The following is a 21,006-nucleotide window of genomic DNA, read 5'->3' as shown; positions in this document are numbered from 1 at the left end:
TTATAATTAAATTTTAGAGCAAGGCAAGTTGGTTAGATAGTGTGTGTTGTCATCAATCTTGTCATATGACATTCATGCATGATCACTTCCGTCTTAGTAAACCCTAGATTCAGACTGGAATTTGCGGAGGAGGGAGCTTGAAAGTTGGAACGATTTGACCCCGAACTTGTATTTTTTGAACCGGAAGCTCTGCAATATCCACTTGGCGAGAAGCTTCACGCCCACTTTACGGAGTTAGGCACTCCGATTCGCATGACAACATCCCACAACCGGGTCACCGGTATTCCGGGCGAGACCGAAACCGAACAATACCGTAACGCCAAGCGCACGCTCGTTGTCGGCATTCGAAAAACCCTGACATTCGATACGTCCAAGCCATCTGCCGAATATGCCATCCCCCTAACGACAGGCTGTGCCGGTCACTGTCACTATTGCTATTTACAAACGACGATGAGTAACAAACCTTACGTACGGATCTATGTGAATCTGGCCGAAATCTTGGAAAAAGCGGAAGCGTACATCGATGAACGAAAACCGGAAATCACGAGATTCGAGGCTGCCTGCACGGGCGACCCTGTATCGTTGGAGCACTTAACCGGTGCACTGGGTGAATATATAGCGTTTATGGCTAAGCAAGAGTATGGACGATTACGATTCGTTACCAAATTTGCCAACGTCGATTCCTTGTTGGACGTTGATCATGGCGGTCGTACCCGGATCCGCTTCTCCATTAATTCCGACTATGTCATTCGTTATTTCGAACCGGGCACTTCTTCATTCGAGGAAAGAATCGAAGCGGCTGGCCGGGTAGCTGAGGCCGGTTACCCTTTAGGCTTTATTATTGCTCCTATCGTGAAATATGATGGCTGGCAGGAAGGATACTGGCATCTGTTAGAGAAGCTGCATGAGCGGCTGCACGGGGTTGAAGTGCAAGATCTTACGTTTGAGCTCATTCAGCACCGATTCACCAAGACCGCCAAAAATACAATTCTCAAACGATATCCCAAAACCAAACTCAACATGGATGAGGAAGAACGTCAACTCAAATGGGGCCGGTACGGCAAATTCAAATACGTGTATAAAGCCGAAACTGTAGAAGAGTTTCAACAATTGTTTGAACAGGCTATTCATGAGTATTTTCCCCGGGCGGAGATTGCCTACTTCGTCTAGCCGGCTTTTAGATTCCGATAGCGGCCACACCTTCGTGTGACCGCTATTTCCCGCTCGTCCTAAGCCGGCTTTTCTTGCATCCACACATCGATCTCTTCACTATCCATCGGTCTGCCATAATAGTAACCCTGCATGACGTGACAGCCCAAGCTCGTCAGAAAATCAATATGCTCTTTATTCTCTACACCTTCTGCAATAACGTCCAAATTCAAGTTCTCAGCCATCAATACAATGGCATTAATAATGGCGCGTTTGCTTGGCGTATCCAGATCATTGGTGAATAAGCGGTCCAACTTCAGCGCATCAATCGGAATCCGGTCCAGCAATCCAATCGAGGAATATCCAGTTCCAAAATCATCCATGGATACTTTGACGCCTAATGACCGAATGTTCTCCAGTTGACGGATAATATCGTTCACGTCGTAGAGTACCATCGACTCTGTGATTTCAAGTTCTAGCAAATGTGGTGCAAGCCCCGCTTTGAGCAGTATACTTTGAATCAGTTCCAGTAGATTATCCCCATGAAACAGGCGCACCGACAGGTTAACGGAGACCGGCTGAACCACACCATTATCCTGCCAGATCTTGCACTGTCTGCTGGCTTCCTCCAGCGTCCACCTTGTCATGGGAATGATGAGTCCCGTCTCTTCGGCGATCGGAATGAATTCCAACGGCGACACGACCCCTAGTCGTGGATGATTCCAGCGGAGCAGCGCCTCGAATCCAACGAGGCTATCCGTCTTCACATTCCATTTGGGCTGATATACAATGAAGAATTCTTGCAACTCCAGTGCGCGCTGGAGGTCTTTCTCGAGTTCCATCTTCCGTACTTCCTGGACGCCCATTTCCTCGTTGTACAGGCACTGTTGATTCTTCCCGAGTCCCTTCGCCTTATACATGGCAGTATCCGCGTTCTTGAGCAGCGTAGAACGGTCCGAACTGCGTATGCAGCCGATACTGATCCCAATGCTTCCCGTCACGTAGAGCTCATTCCCATCGATAAAGTACACTTGTTTTATTTTCTTCAAAATATCATCGGCTAATTGCTGCGCATAATTCTGGTCGCTTTGTTTAAGGACGATAAGAAACTCATCCCCACCAATTCGAAACACCTGCTGACTGCCGCTAATGAATTGGCGCAATCTTTGGCCTACCTCCTGAACCAGCAGATCGCCAACATTATGACCGAGGGTATCGTTAATGGCCTTGAATTGATCCAGATCAAGGAATAAAATGCTAATCTTATCGGAGCCGCTGTACGTTTCGAAGAATCGATTCATTTCATTTCGGTTCGGCAACCCGGTAATCGTGTCCTGATAAGCCAACCGCTCCAGCACATGCCGATCAAAGAACATGGCCCCCCATGAGACAAACAGAATCACAAAAATGGTAATGGTCACGCTATAAAGCAAAAAAAGATCGACCGTTTCCGGCTGCTGCATATGTCCCATCCCAGCATGCGCTTCGAAACGGGCTGCCTTCATGCCCGTATAGTGCATGCCACAAACGGCAAACCCCATGATCACAGCAGATATCCACTTGAGAACACTCGACTGGGAGTGGCTTCGAAATCGCAGAAACAGCAGCAGCGCTGCATAAGATGCGGCGAACGCAACTAGGGCCGACAAGGTCCAGATGAACGGATCATACTGGATCTCGGCATGCATCACCATGGCTTCCATCCCCATGTAATGCATGGTCACGATCCCGCTGCCCATAAAGAAGCCGCCAATGGCGATCTTCGCCCAATTGATATCCTTGGGCATGGTGATATAAAACGCAATGAAAGACGATACCACGCTTGCGAGCATCGACATAATGGTCAAAAAGGCATCGTACTTCACATTCGTGTGAAGATGCAGTGCAAGCATTCCGACAAAATGCATGGACCAGATCCCGCTCCCCATCACCAATGAGCCGCCAACCAACCAGAAAAACCTTGTTTTCCCCGTTGCATCCGAGATCTTGGACGTGATGTTAAGCGCCGAGTATGAGGCAAGGATCGCGATTACGATTGATAGCCCCACGATATAAAAGTTATAGCTGCCGTCCATTTGAACTTTGCCACTCCCTTATCAGTCATTCATCGTTTTTTAATTCTTAAGTCCTAGCGTCACGATACGTTGTTACGTCAATATTCCCTATCGTCATGTTGATCCTACATTCATCTTATCGGTAGATGTTATCCCTTAGCTTATGGCCTCCTTTACCCTGATCCTCGTTATATATTATACATAACCGAACTCTTCAATTTCTCGACAAGCCCCATTCTCCATCCATCCGAGAATACCGAGTACCAAGACTAAAGAACTACATATTCAACATGGAATGCATGTATCCCTTTTTTTTCTAAAAAAAAGAAGCCAATCCATAATTTCTGATTGGCTAAAAATATCTACTATACTCAACTGAAATATAACGACAACACCCGCCCGCCGTTTACGAACACAGAAGTACGCCTACTTATTTAATGCAGCAGCTTCGGTAAGCATCATTCCGCTCAGCTGTACGCTAAGCTGGACAGGAAGCACGGGCAAAGTGTCCCAAGCTGGGCTACATAAACCTGTTTCCCAGGTGATCCCTCTCTCCCATAGGTTTGTGCATTAAGCTGAATCATCCGGCGTACAGCTTCTTCTTCTGGGGCCTCTTCAAGCAGCAGCCGCAGATATCGGATCAATATGCCTTTAAAGAGGCCCGTATCATCAATGCCCTCATCGGGCAGAAGCAGAGTCTCCGGATCGCATAACTCCATCATGCAAGCGCCTGCCGTACGCTTTGCGTCTTCCAGATAATGCATTTCCCCCGTACAGCGGTATAGCTCAACACCAGCACCGAGAAACACGCCCTGACAGTATGTGAATTTCCAGTCGTAATCGATCTGTCCATCACCCAGCCTGTTCATGCCGTCCCACACAAATCCGGTCTTGGGGTCAACGAGATGGCTCTTGTTCCACTCATAGACTCGCTTCGCCCAGTTCAAATCCTCTTCATTCCGTTCCAAAAGATACAGCCTCGCCGCCAAAATGGCAGCGGGAGCGTTAGCCGGCGTGTTTTTATAATCCAACTGATCCTTCTTCCATGCCATGCCGCCCCCGCCGTGATCATTCCAGGCGGTCTTAATGTCTTCCCACAGCGCAAGCGCCTGCTCTTTGTACCACAGGCTGCCAGTAGCCTGATGGGCACGAAGCAGGGCTAGCGCCGTCCATTCCATGTCGTCATAATAATGGTGAATGAAGGTATTGCCGTTGTACTTATACAGACTTCGGCTGAACGATTCCATTTGACTGGCATACTCCGGCTTACCCGTTCGGTTATACGCGTCGATCAGCACATCAAGCACATGCGCCTGCCACCAATAATAGAAATTCTCGCCCGCCACTGCCTTCTCACGCGGAAACCATTGATCCATAATGCCGCTGTCACGGTTCCAGTAATTCCGATACATGGTTTCCTGCAGCCGATTTGCTCTTGCATCCCAGATAGTTGCGGGAATCTCTTCCGAATGTACCGAATCATGATCTTTTCCTAGAGTGACTGCTCGTTGCATATCTGCATCGACCGTCCCGCCATGTCCGGCATCCGCTTCTTTCGTCCACGCTTCCAACATGGCCGCGCACTCAAGCAGCATCACGCCGCTGAGCTGTGAGCTGAGTTGCGTGATCGAACCAGGCTGCTGCCGCCAATCGGTGCCAAACAACGCACCATCGACAGCCTTCCCCTGTTCCCACAGCATGCCTGCGTTCCGCTCCAGCCATCCTGTTGCGTCCGCACGCTCAGGCCACAATTTGATTGCCTCCGCCACATAACGTGTGAGAATACCTTTGAATAGTCCCGCATCTCCGCTGCCTTCGTCCGGGAGCAAGCCGTCTACTGCATCCGCCAGCTCTGCGTGCATCGCTTGAAAGGTCCGAAGCGAATCCGCCAAATAAACGGAATCGCCCGTAGTCCGGTGCATCTCAGCGGCAGCACCGATGAATACCCCCTGGCAATACGTAAACTTCCAATCCTTGTCGATTGCCCCATCCCCTATACGATTCATCCCATCCCAGACAAAGCCCGTGGAAGGATCCACAAGGGAGTGCTTCTGCCAGGTATAGATGCGCTGGGCCCATTCCAGATCCGCCGGGTTCCCAAAAGCACGATACAGCCGTGCTGCCAAAATAACGGCGGGTGCATTAGCAGGGGTATTCTTATACCCTAACTGCTCCTTATGCCACGCGATTCCGCCACCTTGGATATCGTTCCAGCCGTGCTGGATATCCTCCCAGAGTGTTAGAACGGCCTGCTTGTACTTATCCTGCCCCGTCGCCTCATACGCACGCAGCCAAGCCAACGCCATCCATTCCATGTCGTCATACAGCTCGTTCGGCCATTCGCCTTCATTGCGGCGAAGCACACCCTCGTACAATTGCTCCAGCCGTTCTGCATATACCGGATCCTTCGTGCGGAGATAACCATCCACAAGCACATCTGCCGCATGCGCCATCCACCAATAATGAAAAATCGTGTTGCATGCCCCGTCCGGGCACGGTGTTTCTATATTGTACATACGAATTGAATCATTCCAGAAATGCTGCTCGAGTGCGCGCTGCGCCTCATCGGCCCTTTTCGTCCATACCCCGGACACCGTTACCATTGCGAAATCACTCCTGACTCAATATGCAAGTATCTTCTTGCTAAGAACGCCCAACTTCCATCGCCTCTTATCCTTTGATCCCGCTGAAAGCAATGCCCTGGATAAAATAGCGCTGCAAAACCAAGAACAGGACAAGTATCGGCAATATCGCCACCAACGCCCCGGCCATCATCGGCCCATAATCCGTCTGGAAATTGAACGAGAATGCTTGAAGCCCCATCTGGATCGTAGCCTTATTCGGATCGTTCAACACAATCATCGGCCACAGGAAGCTGTTCCAGCCCGCCTGAAAGGTAAAAATGCTCAGCGTTGCCAACGCCGGCTTGGTTAATGGCAAATAGATGCGCCAAAAAATTTTAAACTCGCTGCAGCCTTCAATCCGAGCCATCTCCATCATGTCAGAGGGCAGCGTGAGGAAGAACTGCCTCATGAAGAACACGGCAAACGTACCGGAAGCGCCGGGAAGAATAATGCCCCAGAAGGAATTCATAAGCCCCATGCCGCCGCTCCCAAACCAATCGTTACCCCCCATCAGCGGAATATGGCGCAGCACGTAAACACTCGGAATCATCGTTACAATTCCCGGTACCATCATCGCGGCCAGCAGCACGCGGAAGAGTCCCTTGTTCCCTTTAAATTTCAACTTGGCGAAGGCGTAACCGCTGAGCGAACCGAAGAACAGGTTAAGCAGCACGCCGGTAAACGCCAGGAAGAAAGAATTCCAGAAATACAGACCGAATGGAACGGTTGTGAACGCCTTATGGTAATGCTCCAGCGTGATGTCCGTCGGGAACCATTTGATCGGCATCGAGAACATATCCTCATCCGGTTTAAATGAGGTCATCACGCTCCAATAGAACGGGAGAAACATGACGATGGCGATTAGGATTGCACCGATATAAAAAAGGCTTGCGGTAAGGAGTCGCCGCCGCTTCACCTGACTCTCAATTGCTCTCATCTCTTGTCTTCCTCCTCTTTCCGCCGATTAGACAATCGATTCTTCCGATTTATTAATCTTCATGCTGATGAGCGAGAAGACCAGAATCGCCATCGCCAGTACAAACGCCTGTGACGATGCGTATCCCATCTGCAGTTGATTAAAGCCTTGCTGATAGATGAGATAAACCGGCGTCTTGGTTGCATTGGCCGGTCCGCCCTGGGTAAGCACGAACGCCTGATCGAACAGCTGCAATGCGCCGATAATTGACATGGTGCTGACAAGGAACGTGGTCGGCCGCAGCTGCGGCCATGTAATGTAACGCAAGCAATCGAATTTACTTGCTCCATCCAGACGGGCCGACTCATACAGATAATCCGGCACGCCCTGGAGCCCAGCCAGGTATATGATCATATTAGAGCCCACGCTCTGCCATAGCGTCATCATAATAATCGATAACATGGCGGTATCGGTCTGAGAGACCCACGCAGGGCCCGTGATGCCGAACATGGATAAGATCCCGTTAACCAAGCCGTATTCCGGATGCAGCATCCAGATCCAGACGGTCGCTGCCGCGACCGCCGATGTTAGCGTCGGCAGATAATAAAACGTTCGTAACACCTTGACTCCCCGAGCCGCCCGGTTCAGCAAGATCGCCAGGAGAAGCGAGATAAGTACGTTAAACGGTACAAAAACCACCGCATAGAGCATCACGTTGACGAAGGTCTTCCAATACAGATCATCACCGATCAGACGTCTGTAATTATCCATCCCGACCCAATCGTTCGAGCTAAGCACATCATAGTTCGTAAAACTCAAATATAACGCCATCACGACCGGGATCACCATGAATACCGCAAATAATAGCATCGTCGGCATGATGAATAGATAACCCATTCTTGCCTGGTGTTTGCCAAGTTTCGTAACGGAAGCAGATCTTGCGCTGACTGGTTTCGTGGAGGAGGTCATGTTCATGCTCCTTTCTGTAGTCCTTGTGTTCCAAGGGCATTTTTAACGGGTAACGGCATTCTCTTTCAGCTGCTTGTCACCTTGCTCCTGGCTGAGCCGGAGCGTCTCCTCTGCACTCTGCTTGTTCTGCATGAACAGTTCCAAATTCGGAATCACCGCGTTCTCCTCCATAACGGAATATCCGGCATGCGTCGGCCTTGTCTTCGCAAATTCCAGCGTCTCCATGAACGGAATCCATTTCGGATCCTCGGCGAAGAACGGATCTTCTAACGCCGGTTTGAATCCTGGCATATTCTGGCTGGTCTTGGCCCATAACACGGCATTATCCTTGTTGGCCGTCCACCATTTCATAAATTCCCACGCTTCCTCCGGATGCTTGGAGCCTTGCGGAATGACTAGACCAAAGCCGCCCATGACGCTTCCTTTATCACCATTCGGCCCAGCAGGAGGAGGCACGATGCCATATTCAAGGTCTTTCCCGTATTTATCATAAGTGCTCAGCATCCACGGTCCAGAGTACAGCATCGCGACTTTTCCGGTTACGAACGCATCCGTGCCTTCTCCCAATCCATCCTCGAAACCGATCTTATATACCTTGCCTTCATTCAGTAAACGGCCCCAGAAGTCCAGCACCGCCAAGCCCTGCTCATTATTCAGGTTCATCGTGTTGTCGGGGGTCAGCATCGTTCCGCCCGCCTGCTGCAAATACATGCTGAACAGCCCCGGATCACCCATCGATAACCCCGCTGTTTCGAGCTTGCTTCCGTTCCACTTCGTCAGGGCTTTGGCGGCCGTCTCCAGCTCTCCCCAGTTCGTTGGAGGCTCAAGTCCTGCGTCCTTCAGCATTTTCTTGTTATAGAACAAGGCCCGCGCATCCACCGTCAACGGCAGCCCATACAGTTTGTCATTATAGGTAAGTTCCTTCAGTGCTTCGTCGTAGAAATCTTCCTTGTTGACGCCGTCGCGCTCCAGGTATTCATCCACGGGGTGAAGCACGTTCTTCGGAGCATAGAGTGCAGTCCGCCAGCGGTCCCAGAACACGAGATCCGGCGTTCCTCCATTCGTGGCTGCGGTCAGAAACTTCGTTACCACATCCTGCTGCAAGGCATATTTCACTTCGATTTTATCCTGGGACTTATTAAATGCATCCACCATCGTCTGGATCTGGTCCTGCCCTTCTCCACCCCAGTCACCCCAGAAGGTGAGCACGGTTTTGCCACCACTCGATCCCTCTCCACTCGTGCCGCCGCTGCCTCCTGAGCAGCCCACAAGAAGTCCAATTACGATCATCACCGAACATACGATTTTCCACTGCTTCTTCATTCGTTAACCCTCCCCTATTGGATTTCTTCCTCGTTCACCACTACGTTTAACCCCAGGTTTACCGTTTAACAGCGATACCGGAGCACCATAACACCAGCTCGCAAAACATCATATTGGCCCACGAGAACCATGGCCGGGTATATTCCTCGGGCCGGTCTACATGAAATCCCTCATGCATGAGCCGGTTCCGCCGTCCGTTGCCAGCAGCAGTTCAAGCAGGCGCTGCCGTTCCTCCGGGTCCTTCTCGGTCATGCCCTGCATCGCGAGCGCAATATGCCAGATGTATTGATCCGGCGTATGCGGACTGCCGATACCTGACGCGGCCTCCCCACGGAAGTAGTACGGGTTTCGCTCACTCAATATGAACCTCCGCGTATTTGCGTACACCCGGTCGTCTGCATTCCGGTACCCCAAGTAAGGAATGGATAGCAGACTGGGTACATTCGCGTCGTCCATCAGGTTAGCTGAACCAAGTCCGTCCACCTCATACGCATATATGGGACCGTATTCATCATCCTCTACAACGCCAAACTTCTGAATGCCTGCCTCGATCTGTGCCGCGAGGTTCTCTGCCGCAACTGCAAGATCCCGGTCTTTCAGAATCTCCTCGGCAATTTCCACGACATATCGGAGCACAACGACCGCGAACATATTCGACGGTACCAAATAACCGTACATGCAGGCATCATCGCTAGGTCTGAATCCGGACCAGGTCATGCCGGTATACCCTGTCTCTGATCCCTTCCCTTCCCGGACAAGCGTATCCGATGCAGGACAGTTACTTCGCTCGAAGGTATAAGTCGATTTCTGCTCATGGTGCTGTTCCGTTGTCCATAATTCGATAATTTGCTGCACTCCCACGCGGAATGTCTCATCGAAATGATCGGTCCTGCCGGAATTCTTCCACAGCAGATAACTGAGCTGAATCGGATAACATAGCGAGTCGATCTCGTATTTACGTTCCCAAATCCACGGGCTCATGTCGGTTGCATCATCCTGATGCCCTTGGCCATTGGCAGACTCATTGAATGCATTAGCATAAGGATCACGCAAAATGTAATCAAACTGGCGTCTTACCACGCCTTGAATCATGTCGCCAATCTCGGGATCCTCTCCGAGTACGAGAAAAGGTCTTACCTGTGCTGCCGAATCGCGCAGCCACATGGCGGGTATATCCCCTGTAATGACAAACGTTGTACCATCCTCCATTCGCTTCAAGGTGGTATTCCATGTGTTGGAGAGGCATCTCTCGAACATATCGGCTGTTCGTTTCGGCTGCTTCTCCCGCACTATGTCCGTTAACCTTCGAATTGCCTCTGGAAGTTCTGTAATCGGAAACACATTATGTACCCCTCTCGCTTGTCTGAATTATGAAACCGCTATCAATGGTTAGTATATTGTTATCTAGTTAATATGTCAATATACAAAATAATCAATATGTCATATTAGGTTATTCTGAACAGTTGATTCATCCATTCACCCAAACACAAAAAAACCATGCATTCACCGCCTCGTGCGTGAACGCATGGTTTGCTACAACATGCAGGTCGATATTGTGTTGTTATTTCCTTACAGGGCCGGTGGACGAACCCACAACCAATTCCGCCGGCAGCCTCTTCTCGACCGCAACCGCATCATGATTCATGATGCCCAGCACCGTCTCAATCGCCAGTCTGCCCATTTCTTCCTCACTTTGCCGCATATGGGTAAACATATAACCCTCTCCGATATTGAGTTGTGGACTGTCAAAACAAACGATGGACAGATCCTCCGGTACCCTTAAACCAAGACGTTCTGCCGCGACCTTGGCCAATAAGGCAATGTTGTACTCGATCGCCAAAAAAGCCGTAACCGCCGGATGATCTTGCAATTGCTGCATAATCCGCTGGATTTCTCGTTCAATATTGCTCTCGTGAAAGGCGTTTGGCAACGTCGCGGTGACGTCGCTAATCCAAATATCCCGATCAAACGCAATCCCTCGCGCGGCATGGGCCTGGACGAATCCTTCGATCCTCTCCTCCACCGCCGTCGTATCCCTTGGCGGAGGGGACAGCAGACATATGTGACGATGTCCCAGATCAAACAAGTGCTCCACCGCCCGCACGGCGGCTCCAACATTATCTGTACTGATGGAAGCTGCGGCGACTCCCTTCAGTTTGCGGTCAATGAGAACAAGCGGGAACCGGGCGATGACCATCTTCAATATTTCCGCGTTAAAGTATTCGCCTTGAGCGGGAAATACGATCAGGCCGTTTACTCCGAGATTGCGCAGCTTCTGGATGGATAATTGTTCGTTATCCTGATCTCCGAACGTTCTGCGTAACACCAGAAAGCAATCATTCTCCCTGGAATATTGCTCCATGCTATATATGAGACGTGTTCCGTAGCTTGAAGAGAAGTCCGTGATAACAAGTCCAATCATCTTCTCACGGTTGGTGACGCCGGCATCTCCACCATCTGTAGCGAATGGATCCCTATGTACGACTGGCTCATCGGGATCTGCTACGAATGACCCCTTGCCCGGCTTTCGTACGATCACACCTTCGGCTGCCAGCAAATCGAGTGCTTTTTTGCTCGTAATTCGCTTACGCCGTATTCGTCTGCGAGATCTTTCTCCGATGGGACTCTATCTCCAATTCGGAAAGTATGTGTTGATATCTTTCGCTTCATCTCATTAAAAATTTGTTCATACATCGGCTTCGTGGAAGCTGCATCTTTCAAATCGATATCCCTCCAACGGTACTCCAAAACCTATTAAATTTATATAACAATATAACATGATATATTCAAATTGTCCATGTTGTGCGGACAACTGCTTACAAAATTATAAAACAGCGCCGCACGATCTTTCAGCTGAAAGATTCATGCAGGCGCTGGCCTCTGTCGATTACCTATCTGTCTATCCATTCATCGATAATCAGACTAGCAGTCTTATCCCTTGTCCCGTTTACCCGGCTTACCTGGTTTGTCTGGCTTACCCGGTTTCCCTGGCTTTTCTGGTTTACCAGTCTTGCCTGCCTCGAGCTTAGCGGCTCCCTCCAACAGGAACACGCCGCTAAGCTGAGCGGTCAGATCCAGCGGATTCTGCGCTGGTTTGCCCCAAGCCTGCCCAAACAATCCATTATTACGGCTGCTCTTAAGCAAAGCATCTACGTTACGATAGATGGATTTCTCCAGGTTCTTATTATGTCCGACCTCGTAGAGCTCCACCATGTAACGGATGAGTATGCCCTTGAACAGGGCACCGTCCCCGTCACCATCCTCCTTGAATATGCCTGTCTTCTGATCCGTCAAGGCGCCCAAAGTGCCGGCCGCCGTCTTCTCGGCATCCCGCAAGTACTGCTTATCGCCTGTAATCTGGTAAAGCTCTACACCCGCTCCAATAAATGTGCCTTGATTGTACGTGAAGATCCACGCCTCATTCACATCCAGCGTACCATCCTCCCGCAGCACCAAGCCATCGGCTACCAGACCGGTGTCTGGATTTACGAGATAACGCTTCTCCCACTCATAAATTTTGTGCGCCCATTCCAGATCTTCGACATCGCCAAAACGTTCATACAGCCTTGCAGCCAAGATGGCTGCGGGTCCGCTGGAGCAGGCATTGCGGTTGTACCGCTGATCCTTCTTCCAGGCCATACCCCCCAGTTCATCTTCCCACCAGGCTGTCTTGATGTCATCCCACAGTTCCAGGACGTATCCCTTCATCTCTTCGCTGCCGGTCGCATCATAGAGGCGTAGTGCAGAAAGCGCCAGCCATTCCATATCATCGTAGAACTCGTTATGAAGCGAGCCGTTGCGCTCAATAATGCTCCGAACCAATTCTTCCGCACGCTCGGTGTACGTCTCATCTCCTGTCCGTTCATAGCCGTCCACCAGCGCGTCAACACCGTGTGCCTTCCACCAGTAATTCAAGGCATGTTCGCCTTCCGGCGTTGATGGATACGCGTTGTTCATCATCTTCGCATCGTCGTTCCAGTAATACTCGTGCAACTTCTCTTGCGCCCACTGCGCTTGATGTGCATAACGATCCTTACCGTGGCTGGCCCCCATACAAGTGACCAGAATGATGCTGAGCACCAGCGTAAGGCTCACCATTCTTTTTCCGCTCATCATATCCCTTCCTCTCCTCGATTTAACGTTAACCTGACGGCTCCATCGCAAATGGCTCCAGCTCTCGCTGTTGCTACTTCTACCTCACCCCCTTTCGCCGATCTTAGGCAGATCAGCTATTCCTTCACGGCCCCCAGGACGATCCCGTGGATTAAATAACGCTGTAGAAACGGATAAATGAGCAGAATCGGAATCATCGAGACCAGAATTTTAGCAGAGTTCAGTGTAGTGTTCGACATTTTGTTAAACTGCTGAAGCTGTTCGACGGAGAGGTTCTGCATTTGATCACGCGTCAGACTGAGCTGCTGCAGATAGGTCTGAAGCGGAATTTTCGCGCTGTCATTAATCAGAATGATCCCGTCAAAGAAGTTGTTCCAGTGCCCGACGATGACGAACAACGTAATGGTTGCCAGGCTCGGCATGGAGATCGGGATAAAGATTTTGAGCAGGATTTTAAGCGGACCGGCACCATCGATGAATGCAGCCTCCTCCAGTTCTTTCGGAATTCCCTTGAAAAAGTTCATCAGGAGAATCACATTGAAGACGGGAACCGCACCTGGCAGAACCAGTGCCCAAATGCTGTTGATCAATCCCAGCTTGCTGATCACCATATACCACGGAACGATCCCGCCGCTGAAGAGCATCGTGAACACGATGACCCACATGTATTTGTTCCTCGATCTAAACTGCGAGACGCTCCGCGACAACGGATAAGCCATGAGGATGGTCAGAATCATGTTGATGGTACCCCCAAGCAGCACCCGCTCCACGGAGATCAGAAAAGCCCTCCAAAACTTCGTATCATTCAGGATCTGTCCATAAGAAGTGAAATTCAGCTCGACCGGAAAAAAGTAGACTCGGCCAGCATTAACAGCCGTGCTGCTGCTGACGGACACCATAATCGTATTGACGATAGGAGCCAGCGACACAAATGTTATCAGAACCAGCGCGAGCATAATCATCAGACGGGATAGCCTTGAGCCCAGCGTTTTGGATTGAATCATGCTAACCCTCCTAGAAAATTCTGTACCCCGCATACCTCGAGGCCATTCTGTAGGAAATAACGATCAGAACAAAGCTGATGACCGACTTCATCAGGCCGATCGCCGTTGCGAACGAATACTGCATATTGATCAGGCCCATGCGGTACACAAACGTGTCAATAATATCTCCGGTCTCATATACCAGCGGATTATACAGATTGAACACCTGATCAAAACCCGCATTCAGTACATTGCCGAGACTCAGCGTCCCCAGCAGGATGATCGTTGGGAACATACCCGGCAGCGTGATATTCAGCGTCTGCTTCCAGCGGCTCGCACCGTCCATGGCGGCGGATTCGTACAGTGCCGGGTTGATCGCCGTCAATGCAGCCAAATACACAATCGTCCCGTAACCGAACTCCTTCCAGGTATCCGTCACGATAAGCAGCGGCCTGAACCAGTCATTACTGGCCAGAAACATAATCCGCTCCAACCCCAGAAACTCAAGGAAATTGTTAATCATGCCGTCAAAAGAGAAGATCATGGTCAGCATCGTACCCAAGACGACCCAGGACATAAAATGCGGCAAATACACAATGGTCTGAATCGTACTCTTGAACAGCTTCAGACGCACCTCATTGAGCAGTAGGGCAAATACGATGGGTACAATCAATCCGAGCACAATCTTCCCGACCGCGATGACCAGTGTATTGACAAAGATCTGCTTCGCATCCGGTAGTTGAAACATATACGTGAAATTGGTGAGTCCTGCCCATGCAGAACCGAATATCCCTTTGGCAGGGATGAACTTTTGAAAAGCCATGACCACCCCGAACATCGGCACAATCGAGAAAATGAACAGCATAGCCATGCCAGGCAGTAGCATCGCATGATAGGTCATTTCGTCAAAGGCTTTGCGCTTCTTTTTCCTCCGGTATCGTACTTCCCGCTCTTGATTGACGGTTGTTTCCACTTGTGCCATCGTCCGCTCCACCTCCATCTTGACCGGCCTTATCGAATAACAAGCCCGTGCGGGAGGACACCATCAGTCCTCCACACTTAAGCTCACGTCAACATTATCTGTTGCTCATCTGAATGACCTCATTCGTAATCTCATCGCCGCCGGTACGCTTCCAGGTCTCTACAAACTTATCGAATTCTTCTACAGAAGCTTGCCCCATAATGATCTTGAGCATGGTCTCCTCTTCGAGCTTCTGCAGATTGGCCCACTTCAGCTTCATCGTCTCGGTCGTTCCATAGAAACCAGCAGGAATTACTTCCAGATTCGGATTATTCGCCTCACGCTGACCCTCGATACGGGAGAGATATTCACCGTATGTGTTCACATCGACGGCATTACCTTTGTCCTTAAACTCCTGAAAAGCCCTGAAGGACACCACCCGGTCTTCCTGTACGGAGGAAGCATCCCCGGACTCATCCGCTTTCATCAGATCGTCGTAATAACGCTTCAACACATCGTCATAATCCACTTGCATCGGAATTTGCGTCGGATCATTGTTCCAGCGGCTGGCATCGGTCAACATCTCATCGGGATGCTCTTTCTTGTAGGTGATTGCATCATCCGTTAAGGAGTACAGGAAATCCGTTGTCAAATTGACCGACTTCATAATCGCTTCCGGATGGGCAAAACCCTTCTTCACCACAACGATACCGCCGCCCACCGGATCCTGGCGGATCGTCTTGAACTTGCCATTCTCATCCACGGGTGCCGATACGGCTACCCAGACGGCATCAGGATCTTGCTTGATGGAATCCTTGTAGTTCGTGTAGCCGATCCACCACGGGTTAAACAGTATCCCCACCTGTCCGTTAATGACGAGTGCTTCCTTCTCTTCGTTCGACCGGACGGCGAACTGTTTATCAATCAGGCCTTCCTTATACATGGCGCTCAGCTCCGCCAGCGCCTGCTTCATCTCGGGCTGTACCGACCCATATGCAACCTGACCATCCTTCTCGATCCAGTTCATGGGGAAGGCACCGTGCGCAGCGAACACCGGCGTGAAGTTCATGGCATTGGAATCCATCACCATCCCTACGGTCTTCCCTGTTCCCGAGACGTCTTGTTCCACAAAGGTTCTGGCGAGATCCCACACATCCTCGACGGATTCCGGCAGCTTCGCGCCGACCTTATCCACCCAGTCCTTACGAACCCAAAGTAGTTGATGCTGGTTGCCGATATTCGTCATGGGAAGGCCCATGATTTTGCCGTCCACCTTCACCTGGTCAAGCAGCAAGTCGCCATAGGAAGCGTAGATATTCTTAACGCCCTCGGATGCCGTCTTCTCGTACACTTCCGTCATGTCGGCGATCAGTTCGTTATCCACCAGTTGGTTGAAGATTTCACGGCTGACGAGCATGACGTCCGGCAGATCCCCGGTCGTCATCGACAGGGACAGCTTCTGATCCATATCGTCCGTCTCCCAAGCCACTTTGGCCTTCACGTTTACCCGATCCTCCACGTAACGGGTTGCCAAATTATTCTCAATCGTATCGCCCGGCGGCAAGTTGTTCACGTGGTTCGTATTCCGACCGATCGTGAATTCCACAGGCGACTCATATTTACCATAGGGCTCGTAATCTTGTTCTGAAATTTGCGGCTGCACCTGATCATTATCGCCGCCGCATCCGCTAAATACGATCAGCATCATGCAGCCGAGCAGCAGTGAAACGAGCTTTCTACGCTTGTCCATCCTGTCATCCCCTTTATCTGTTTTCGTTCATAGTCAAATTGTATGCGGTTTCAAATTTAGCGTATATGCAACATTTTTCGGATATGTATCACTTTTTTCATCACCTCAGACGATGCCACAGTAAATAAAAAAAACAAAAAAAGCGGCTGCTTCCGCATACCGCTGTCCCTGCCTGTTCAAGCGGACGGAATCACCATTGACACCTCCGTTCCGTTGCCTGGCTCGCTATGAATCGTGAGTCCATAATCTCGTCCATAATACAGCTTCATCCGATCATTCACATTCCGCACGCCACAGCCTCCGTGATCACCGGTCAATAGCCGCTCCGCCACTATGGGCGTCATGCCCACGCCGTTATCGCTGACGGTGAATTGAACGCCTTCGCTTACCCGACTGATCTTGATCCGAATATGACAATGGATCAGTTCCGTCTCTGCGAATCCGTGTTTAATGGCGTTCTCCACGATCGGCTGCAGAATAAAATGAATGACCTCCGTATGCAGCACCTGCTCATCAATCTCGTAATCCACGTCGAATCGACCATCGTTCATAATGAGCTGCAAATCCAGATACGCCTTAATATGCTGCACCTCATCCTTGATCGTCGCCATATGCCGTCCTTGATTCAGAGTCGTCTGGTAGAATCGTGCCAGCGCCGACACCATATAACTCGTTTCGATATCGGCCTTCTTCTCCGCCCGCCATCGAAGAAAAGAGAGGGTATTATACAAGAAATGCGGATTGATCTGATTGATCAGCTTGTTATATTCGCTTTCTCGCTTGGCGATCTCGGCTTGATACACCTGGGAGATGAGGCTATTGATTCGCCTTAGCATTTTGCCGATGCCGTTGGTCAGCTCTCCGAATTCATCCCGCGACGAACTCTGGATAATCACATCGAGATTGTTCTGCTCCACCTTGTCTACCTTGTTCTTAATATGAATGATTCGGCGTGTAAAGTTATTGGAGATCACGTAAATGAGCAAGAAGGTAATGATTAAACTAAGGGCAATGACAAACAGTGTAATCTGAAAAAAGCTCATCGCGTTCGCATACGCATTCGTATTCAGCAGCTGATAGCGAATCGTCCAACCATTGTTCGCAAGGGATCGGCTTAGATTCAAACCGCTAGCTTCCCCTTCTCCAGAGATGGTGGGACTGCCTGCCGCCTTCTTGTCCTCCACGAAAATCATGCGCTGACTCGCATCCTCGATATGAACGGCTACATGCTCCGACAGCTTGTCCAGGTCTCCGAAGATGCTGTCATGCTGAATCGAGATCACCATGTAATTGCGGTCCTTCGGATTGCTGATCAGTTCCTGTACGAGATACAGTTTCTCCCCGTCCACGATCCAGCGCCGACCCCGAAACCCGTCATACCACGCTTGCTCTTCAGATCGCCGATCGGCACAATATTGTCGCGAATCCCGATTAACTTGCCGGATGTATAAAAGGTGATGTCCTCAATATCATCATCCATCAGTCGAATGTTCGAGATCAGGGGCTCCAGAATGTCACGAAAATCCAAGTACATATTGAAATAGTTCTCTTCATAGTCCTTGATGAAGATCTGCGATAACTCGCGGTTCAATACCATGAACTCGCTCAGCGTATTGTACCGATTGATCTTATAGTCCATAATATTCGCCACCTGCTCCAGACTGGCCTCGGCTTCGCTTCGCAGTTCCTTCATCTGAATGCGGTAGGATTGGATGAAGGAGAGCAGCCCGAGCAGAAGAATGGGAATGAGGGCAATCACTAGATGCGACAGCAGCAGCTTGTTACGGAACCGGATATCATTGAACCTGTTCTTGATCCACCCGATCATGTAGCCCCCCGCACTCTCTGTACTGTACCGGCTGATGCCGAACTTCCCCTTGAACAGCTTGGCAAAATAAGAATGATTGTCGATGCCAACCGCGCCGGCGATGTCATTGATTTTCATATTGGATTGCATCAACAAATGACTGGCCCGCCTAAGTCGATAATCGGTCAGATACTTCGAGAAGTTCTCACCGGTCTCTTTCTTGAATAGCAGGCTCAGATAGCCCGGCGACAGATACACATCATGGGCTGCCTCCGATAACGAAATATCCCGCTGATGATTGTCCTTCACATAATCCTTGACCTGACGAATTACCTTGGATTCCATCGTCTCCAGCTCACCTGGTCCGCTGTGGGGACGAATCTGTGTGATGTCCTCCATCACCTGTAGAAATTCTTCCCTCACGAGCGGCTTCAGCAAGTAATTCACCACACCCAGCCGAATGGCGCTGCGGGCATACTCGAATTCTCCATAACCGCTGCAGATGACAATCTTAAGGTCCTGCTGTGTCTTGCGAGCTTGCTTGCTAAGCTCCAGTCCGTCCATGAGTGGCATTCTGACGTCTGTGATAAGGATATCAATCGCGTTCTGAATCAGAATCCGCTCCGCTGCTATCCCATTCTCAGCTTCCAGCACTTGAAACGGAAAGCGGTACTGAGAGATCAAATCCTTAATGCCTTCTCTTTGAACGGATTCATCGTCAACAACAAGAACATTAAACATCATGAAATCTCCTTTGCTTATAAAAGTATAAGGCTAATATATATAGGTTGATATAAATGGTATGCCTGTTATGTCGTAGTATATCACATATTCCAGAAAGGGCTTTCAATTTGAAGCGAAGCGGTATCCTTTGCAGAAATAGAACAATAAAAGCTGCTATCCCTAAGGGTTAGCAGCTTTTACTTTAGCCCTCAAGGGGCGCTTACCTTCGCTTTTCTGTCCATGTACTTCTCTCCCCATTCACAGATTTGATCCAATATCGGTTGCAGGGAAATCCCCGTCTCACTCAGCTCGTATACCACTTTCGGCGGCACTTGATTAAAAACGGTTCGGGTGATAATTCCATCCTCCTCCAGCTCCCGAAGGGTCTGGGTTAACATCTTCTGCGTAATATCCGGCAGCTGCTTCTTAATCTCATTCGTTCGCTTAGGTCCATAACTTAAGTGGCACAGTACAACAACCTTCCACTTGCCGCCTATCACTGCCATTGTGGCTTCAGCGGGAATATTATATTGGCGTTCTGCATTCATATAAACTCTTCTCTCCTCCCGAACCATAGAATTATGCCAATTCTAACAGGAACTCTAGAGTTCTAATGGTACTTTTAGGTGCCTATATAACAAATTAGTACGTACTTTCTTTCGGTCATTATATGATACATAATCCACTTATACCAGAAACCATTCAAATCTTAACACAAAAAGGAAGGTGTACTCTGTTGAAAGTACTGACTGTTGTTACTCATCCAAGGGAAGATTCCTTTACATTTGCGGTTACTGAGAAGTTCGTGCAGGGACTTCGGGACGCCGAGCATGAAGTGGAAGTGCTGGATCTACACCGCATCGGCTTCGATCCGATCCTGTGGGAAGCAGACGAGCCGGATTGGTCGGATAGTAAGAAGATTTATTCACCTGAGGTTCAGGCTGAAATGGCACGGATGAAGGAATATGATGCACTGGCCTACATCTTCCCGGTGTGGTGGTATGGAATCCCCGCCATGTTGAAGGGCTACATTGATCGGGTATGGAATCATGGATTTGCATACGGCGGCGGCTCGAAGCTGCATCATAAGCGGGTGTTATGGCTGGCCTTGGCAGGCGCGTCGGAGGACCATTTTGTGAAGCGAAGCTATGATTCGATGCTCTCCCGCTTCCTGAATGTCGGTATTTCCAATTACTCCGGGATAGAGGACTCCCATGTGGAATTCTTCTATGACACCCTGGAAGGTAAATCCGAGATTATGGAGGGGTTGCTGGAGCGTTCTTATCAGTTGGGGCTGCATTACGAGGATGTTGCCTGAGCAAATTCATCGGTAATTAATGATCATATATGCTACACATCTTCGATCATGTGATACGGCAGGCTCTCTATAAATTTATTACCTGCCTCATCCACCACTATAACAGTAATGACACCTATACTCCCACTACCTGATAACTTTAATTCTGTGAGGGGTTGATTCAGCATTCCTAAAAATTCTAGTTATTTGGAATAGAAAAGGATTTTATGGGATTTTTTATAATAAAAGTGCAACTTTCTGGTTATTTTCGTTGTCTTTATAAGTATAAGCCCACTTAATTCCAATTCGACATCTATAGGCAGCAAAGATGAGAATC

General features: G+C 49.7%; 14 protein-coding genes and 2 pseudogenes. 2 read left to right on the top strand and 14 right to left on the bottom strand.

The window, feature by feature from the left end:
* Positions 1-144: 144 nt before the first annotated feature.
* On the top strand, positions 145-1,170 hold the full coding sequence (gene splB / locus JCM10914_RS09000) for a spore photoproduct lyase (protein ID WP_023959822.1): 1,026 nt from the start codon (positions 145-147) through the stop codon (positions 1,168-1,170).
* Positions 1,171-1,229: 59 nt separating this feature from the next.
* On the opposite strand, the gene JCM10914_RS08995 is transcribed toward splB, so the two are convergent.
* The 14 genes and pseudogenes from JCM10914_RS08995 to JCM10914_RS08930 all read right to left on the bottom strand — a co-directional run bounded on the left by JCM10914_RS08995 (position 1,230) and on the right by JCM10914_RS08930 (position 19,920).
* On the bottom strand, positions 1,230-3,224 hold the full coding sequence (locus tag JCM10914_RS08995) for a bifunctional diguanylate cyclase/phosphodiesterase (RefSeq protein ID WP_023959820.1): 1,995 nt from the start codon (positions 3,222-3,224) through the stop codon (positions 1,230-1,232).
* Positions 3,225-3,670: 446 nt separating this feature from the next.
* Entirely contained in the window at positions 3,671-5,806 is a 2,136-nt protein-coding gene (locus JCM10914_RS08990) for a glycoside hydrolase family 76 protein (protein WP_023959817.1), read from the bottom strand.
* 67 nt (positions 5,807-5,873) lie between these two features.
* Positions 5,874-6,764 carry a carbohydrate ABC transporter permease gene (locus tag JCM10914_RS08985; protein WP_023959815.1) on the bottom strand — a complete coding sequence of 297 codons (891 nt, stop codon included), beginning with the start codon at positions 6,762-6,764 and terminating at the stop codon, positions 5,874-5,876.
* A gap of 27 nt (positions 6,765-6,791) precedes the next feature.
* Entirely contained in the window at positions 6,792-7,712 is a 921-nt protein-coding gene (locus JCM10914_RS08980; RefSeq protein WP_023959813.1) for a carbohydrate ABC transporter permease, read from the bottom strand.
* 42 nt (positions 7,713-7,754) lie between these two features.
* Positions 7,755-9,035, bottom strand: coding sequence for an ABC transporter substrate-binding protein (locus JCM10914_RS08975; RefSeq protein WP_023959811.1), 1,281 nt, complete (start codon positions 9,033-9,035; stop codon positions 7,755-7,757).
* Positions 9,036-9,093: 58 nt separating this feature from the next.
* Positions 9,094-10,292, bottom strand: a pseudogene (locus tag JCM10914_RS08970) (glycoside hydrolase family 125 protein).
* Between the two features lie 304 nt (positions 10,293-10,596).
* A pseudogene (locus JCM10914_RS08965) lies at positions 10,597-11,756 on the bottom strand (GntR family transcriptional regulator).
* Between the two features lie 210 nt (positions 11,757-11,966).
* Positions 11,967-13,151: a glycoside hydrolase family 76 protein gene (locus JCM10914_RS08960; RefSeq protein WP_023959803.1), complete on the bottom strand. Its 1,185-nt coding sequence runs from the start codon at positions 13,149-13,151 to the stop codon at positions 11,967-11,969.
* Between the two features lie 113 nt (positions 13,152-13,264).
* On the bottom strand, positions 13,265-14,152 hold the full coding sequence (locus JCM10914_RS08955; protein ID WP_023959801.1) for a carbohydrate ABC transporter permease: 888 nt from the start codon (positions 14,150-14,152) through the stop codon (positions 13,265-13,267).
* 10 nt (positions 14,153-14,162) lie between these two features.
* Positions 14,163-15,113 (bottom strand): ABC transporter permease subunit, encoded by a 951-nt coding sequence (locus JCM10914_RS08950; protein WP_081739761.1) that lies wholly within the window; start codon positions 15,111-15,113, stop codon positions 14,163-14,165.
* Positions 15,114-15,207: 94 nt separating this feature from the next.
* Positions 15,208-16,842 carry an extracellular solute-binding protein gene (locus JCM10914_RS08945; protein WP_023959798.1) on the bottom strand — a complete coding sequence of 545 codons (1,635 nt, stop codon included), beginning with the start codon at positions 16,840-16,842 and terminating at the stop codon, positions 15,208-15,210.
* A gap of 176 nt (positions 16,843-17,018) precedes the next feature.
* Entirely contained in the window at positions 17,019-18,191 is a 1,173-nt protein-coding gene (locus JCM10914_RS08940) for a sensor histidine kinase (protein WP_023959796.1), read from the bottom strand.
* Positions 18,155-19,393 carry a response regulator gene (locus JCM10914_RS29920; protein ID WP_023959794.1) on the bottom strand — a complete coding sequence of 413 codons (1,239 nt, stop codon included), beginning with the start codon at positions 19,391-19,393 and terminating at the stop codon, positions 18,155-18,157. Before JCM10914_RS29920 ends, JCM10914_RS08940 begins: the two co-directional genes overlap by 37 nt.
* A 188-nt stretch (positions 19,394-19,581) precedes the next feature.
* Entirely contained in the window at positions 19,582-19,920 is a 339-nt protein-coding gene (locus JCM10914_RS08930) for a helix-turn-helix domain-containing protein (RefSeq protein WP_023959792.1), read from the bottom strand.
* 188 nt (positions 19,921-20,108) lie between these two features.
* Here JCM10914_RS08930 and JCM10914_RS08925 point away from each other — a divergent pair, with 188 nt between their 5' ends.
* Positions 20,109-20,690 carry an NAD(P)H oxidoreductase gene (locus JCM10914_RS08925; protein ID WP_023959790.1) on the top strand — a complete coding sequence of 194 codons (582 nt, stop codon included), beginning with the start codon at positions 20,109-20,111 and terminating at the stop codon, positions 20,688-20,690.
* Positions 20,691-21,006: the final 316 nt, after the last annotated feature.

The organism is Paenibacillus sp. JCM 10914 (genome assembly GCF_001315105.1).
In the GTDB taxonomy this organism is placed as follows: domain Bacteria; phylum Bacillota; class Bacilli; order Paenibacillales; family Paenibacillaceae; genus Paenibacillus_AQ.
This window is presented reverse-complemented; position numbering and strand designations above follow the sequence as displayed.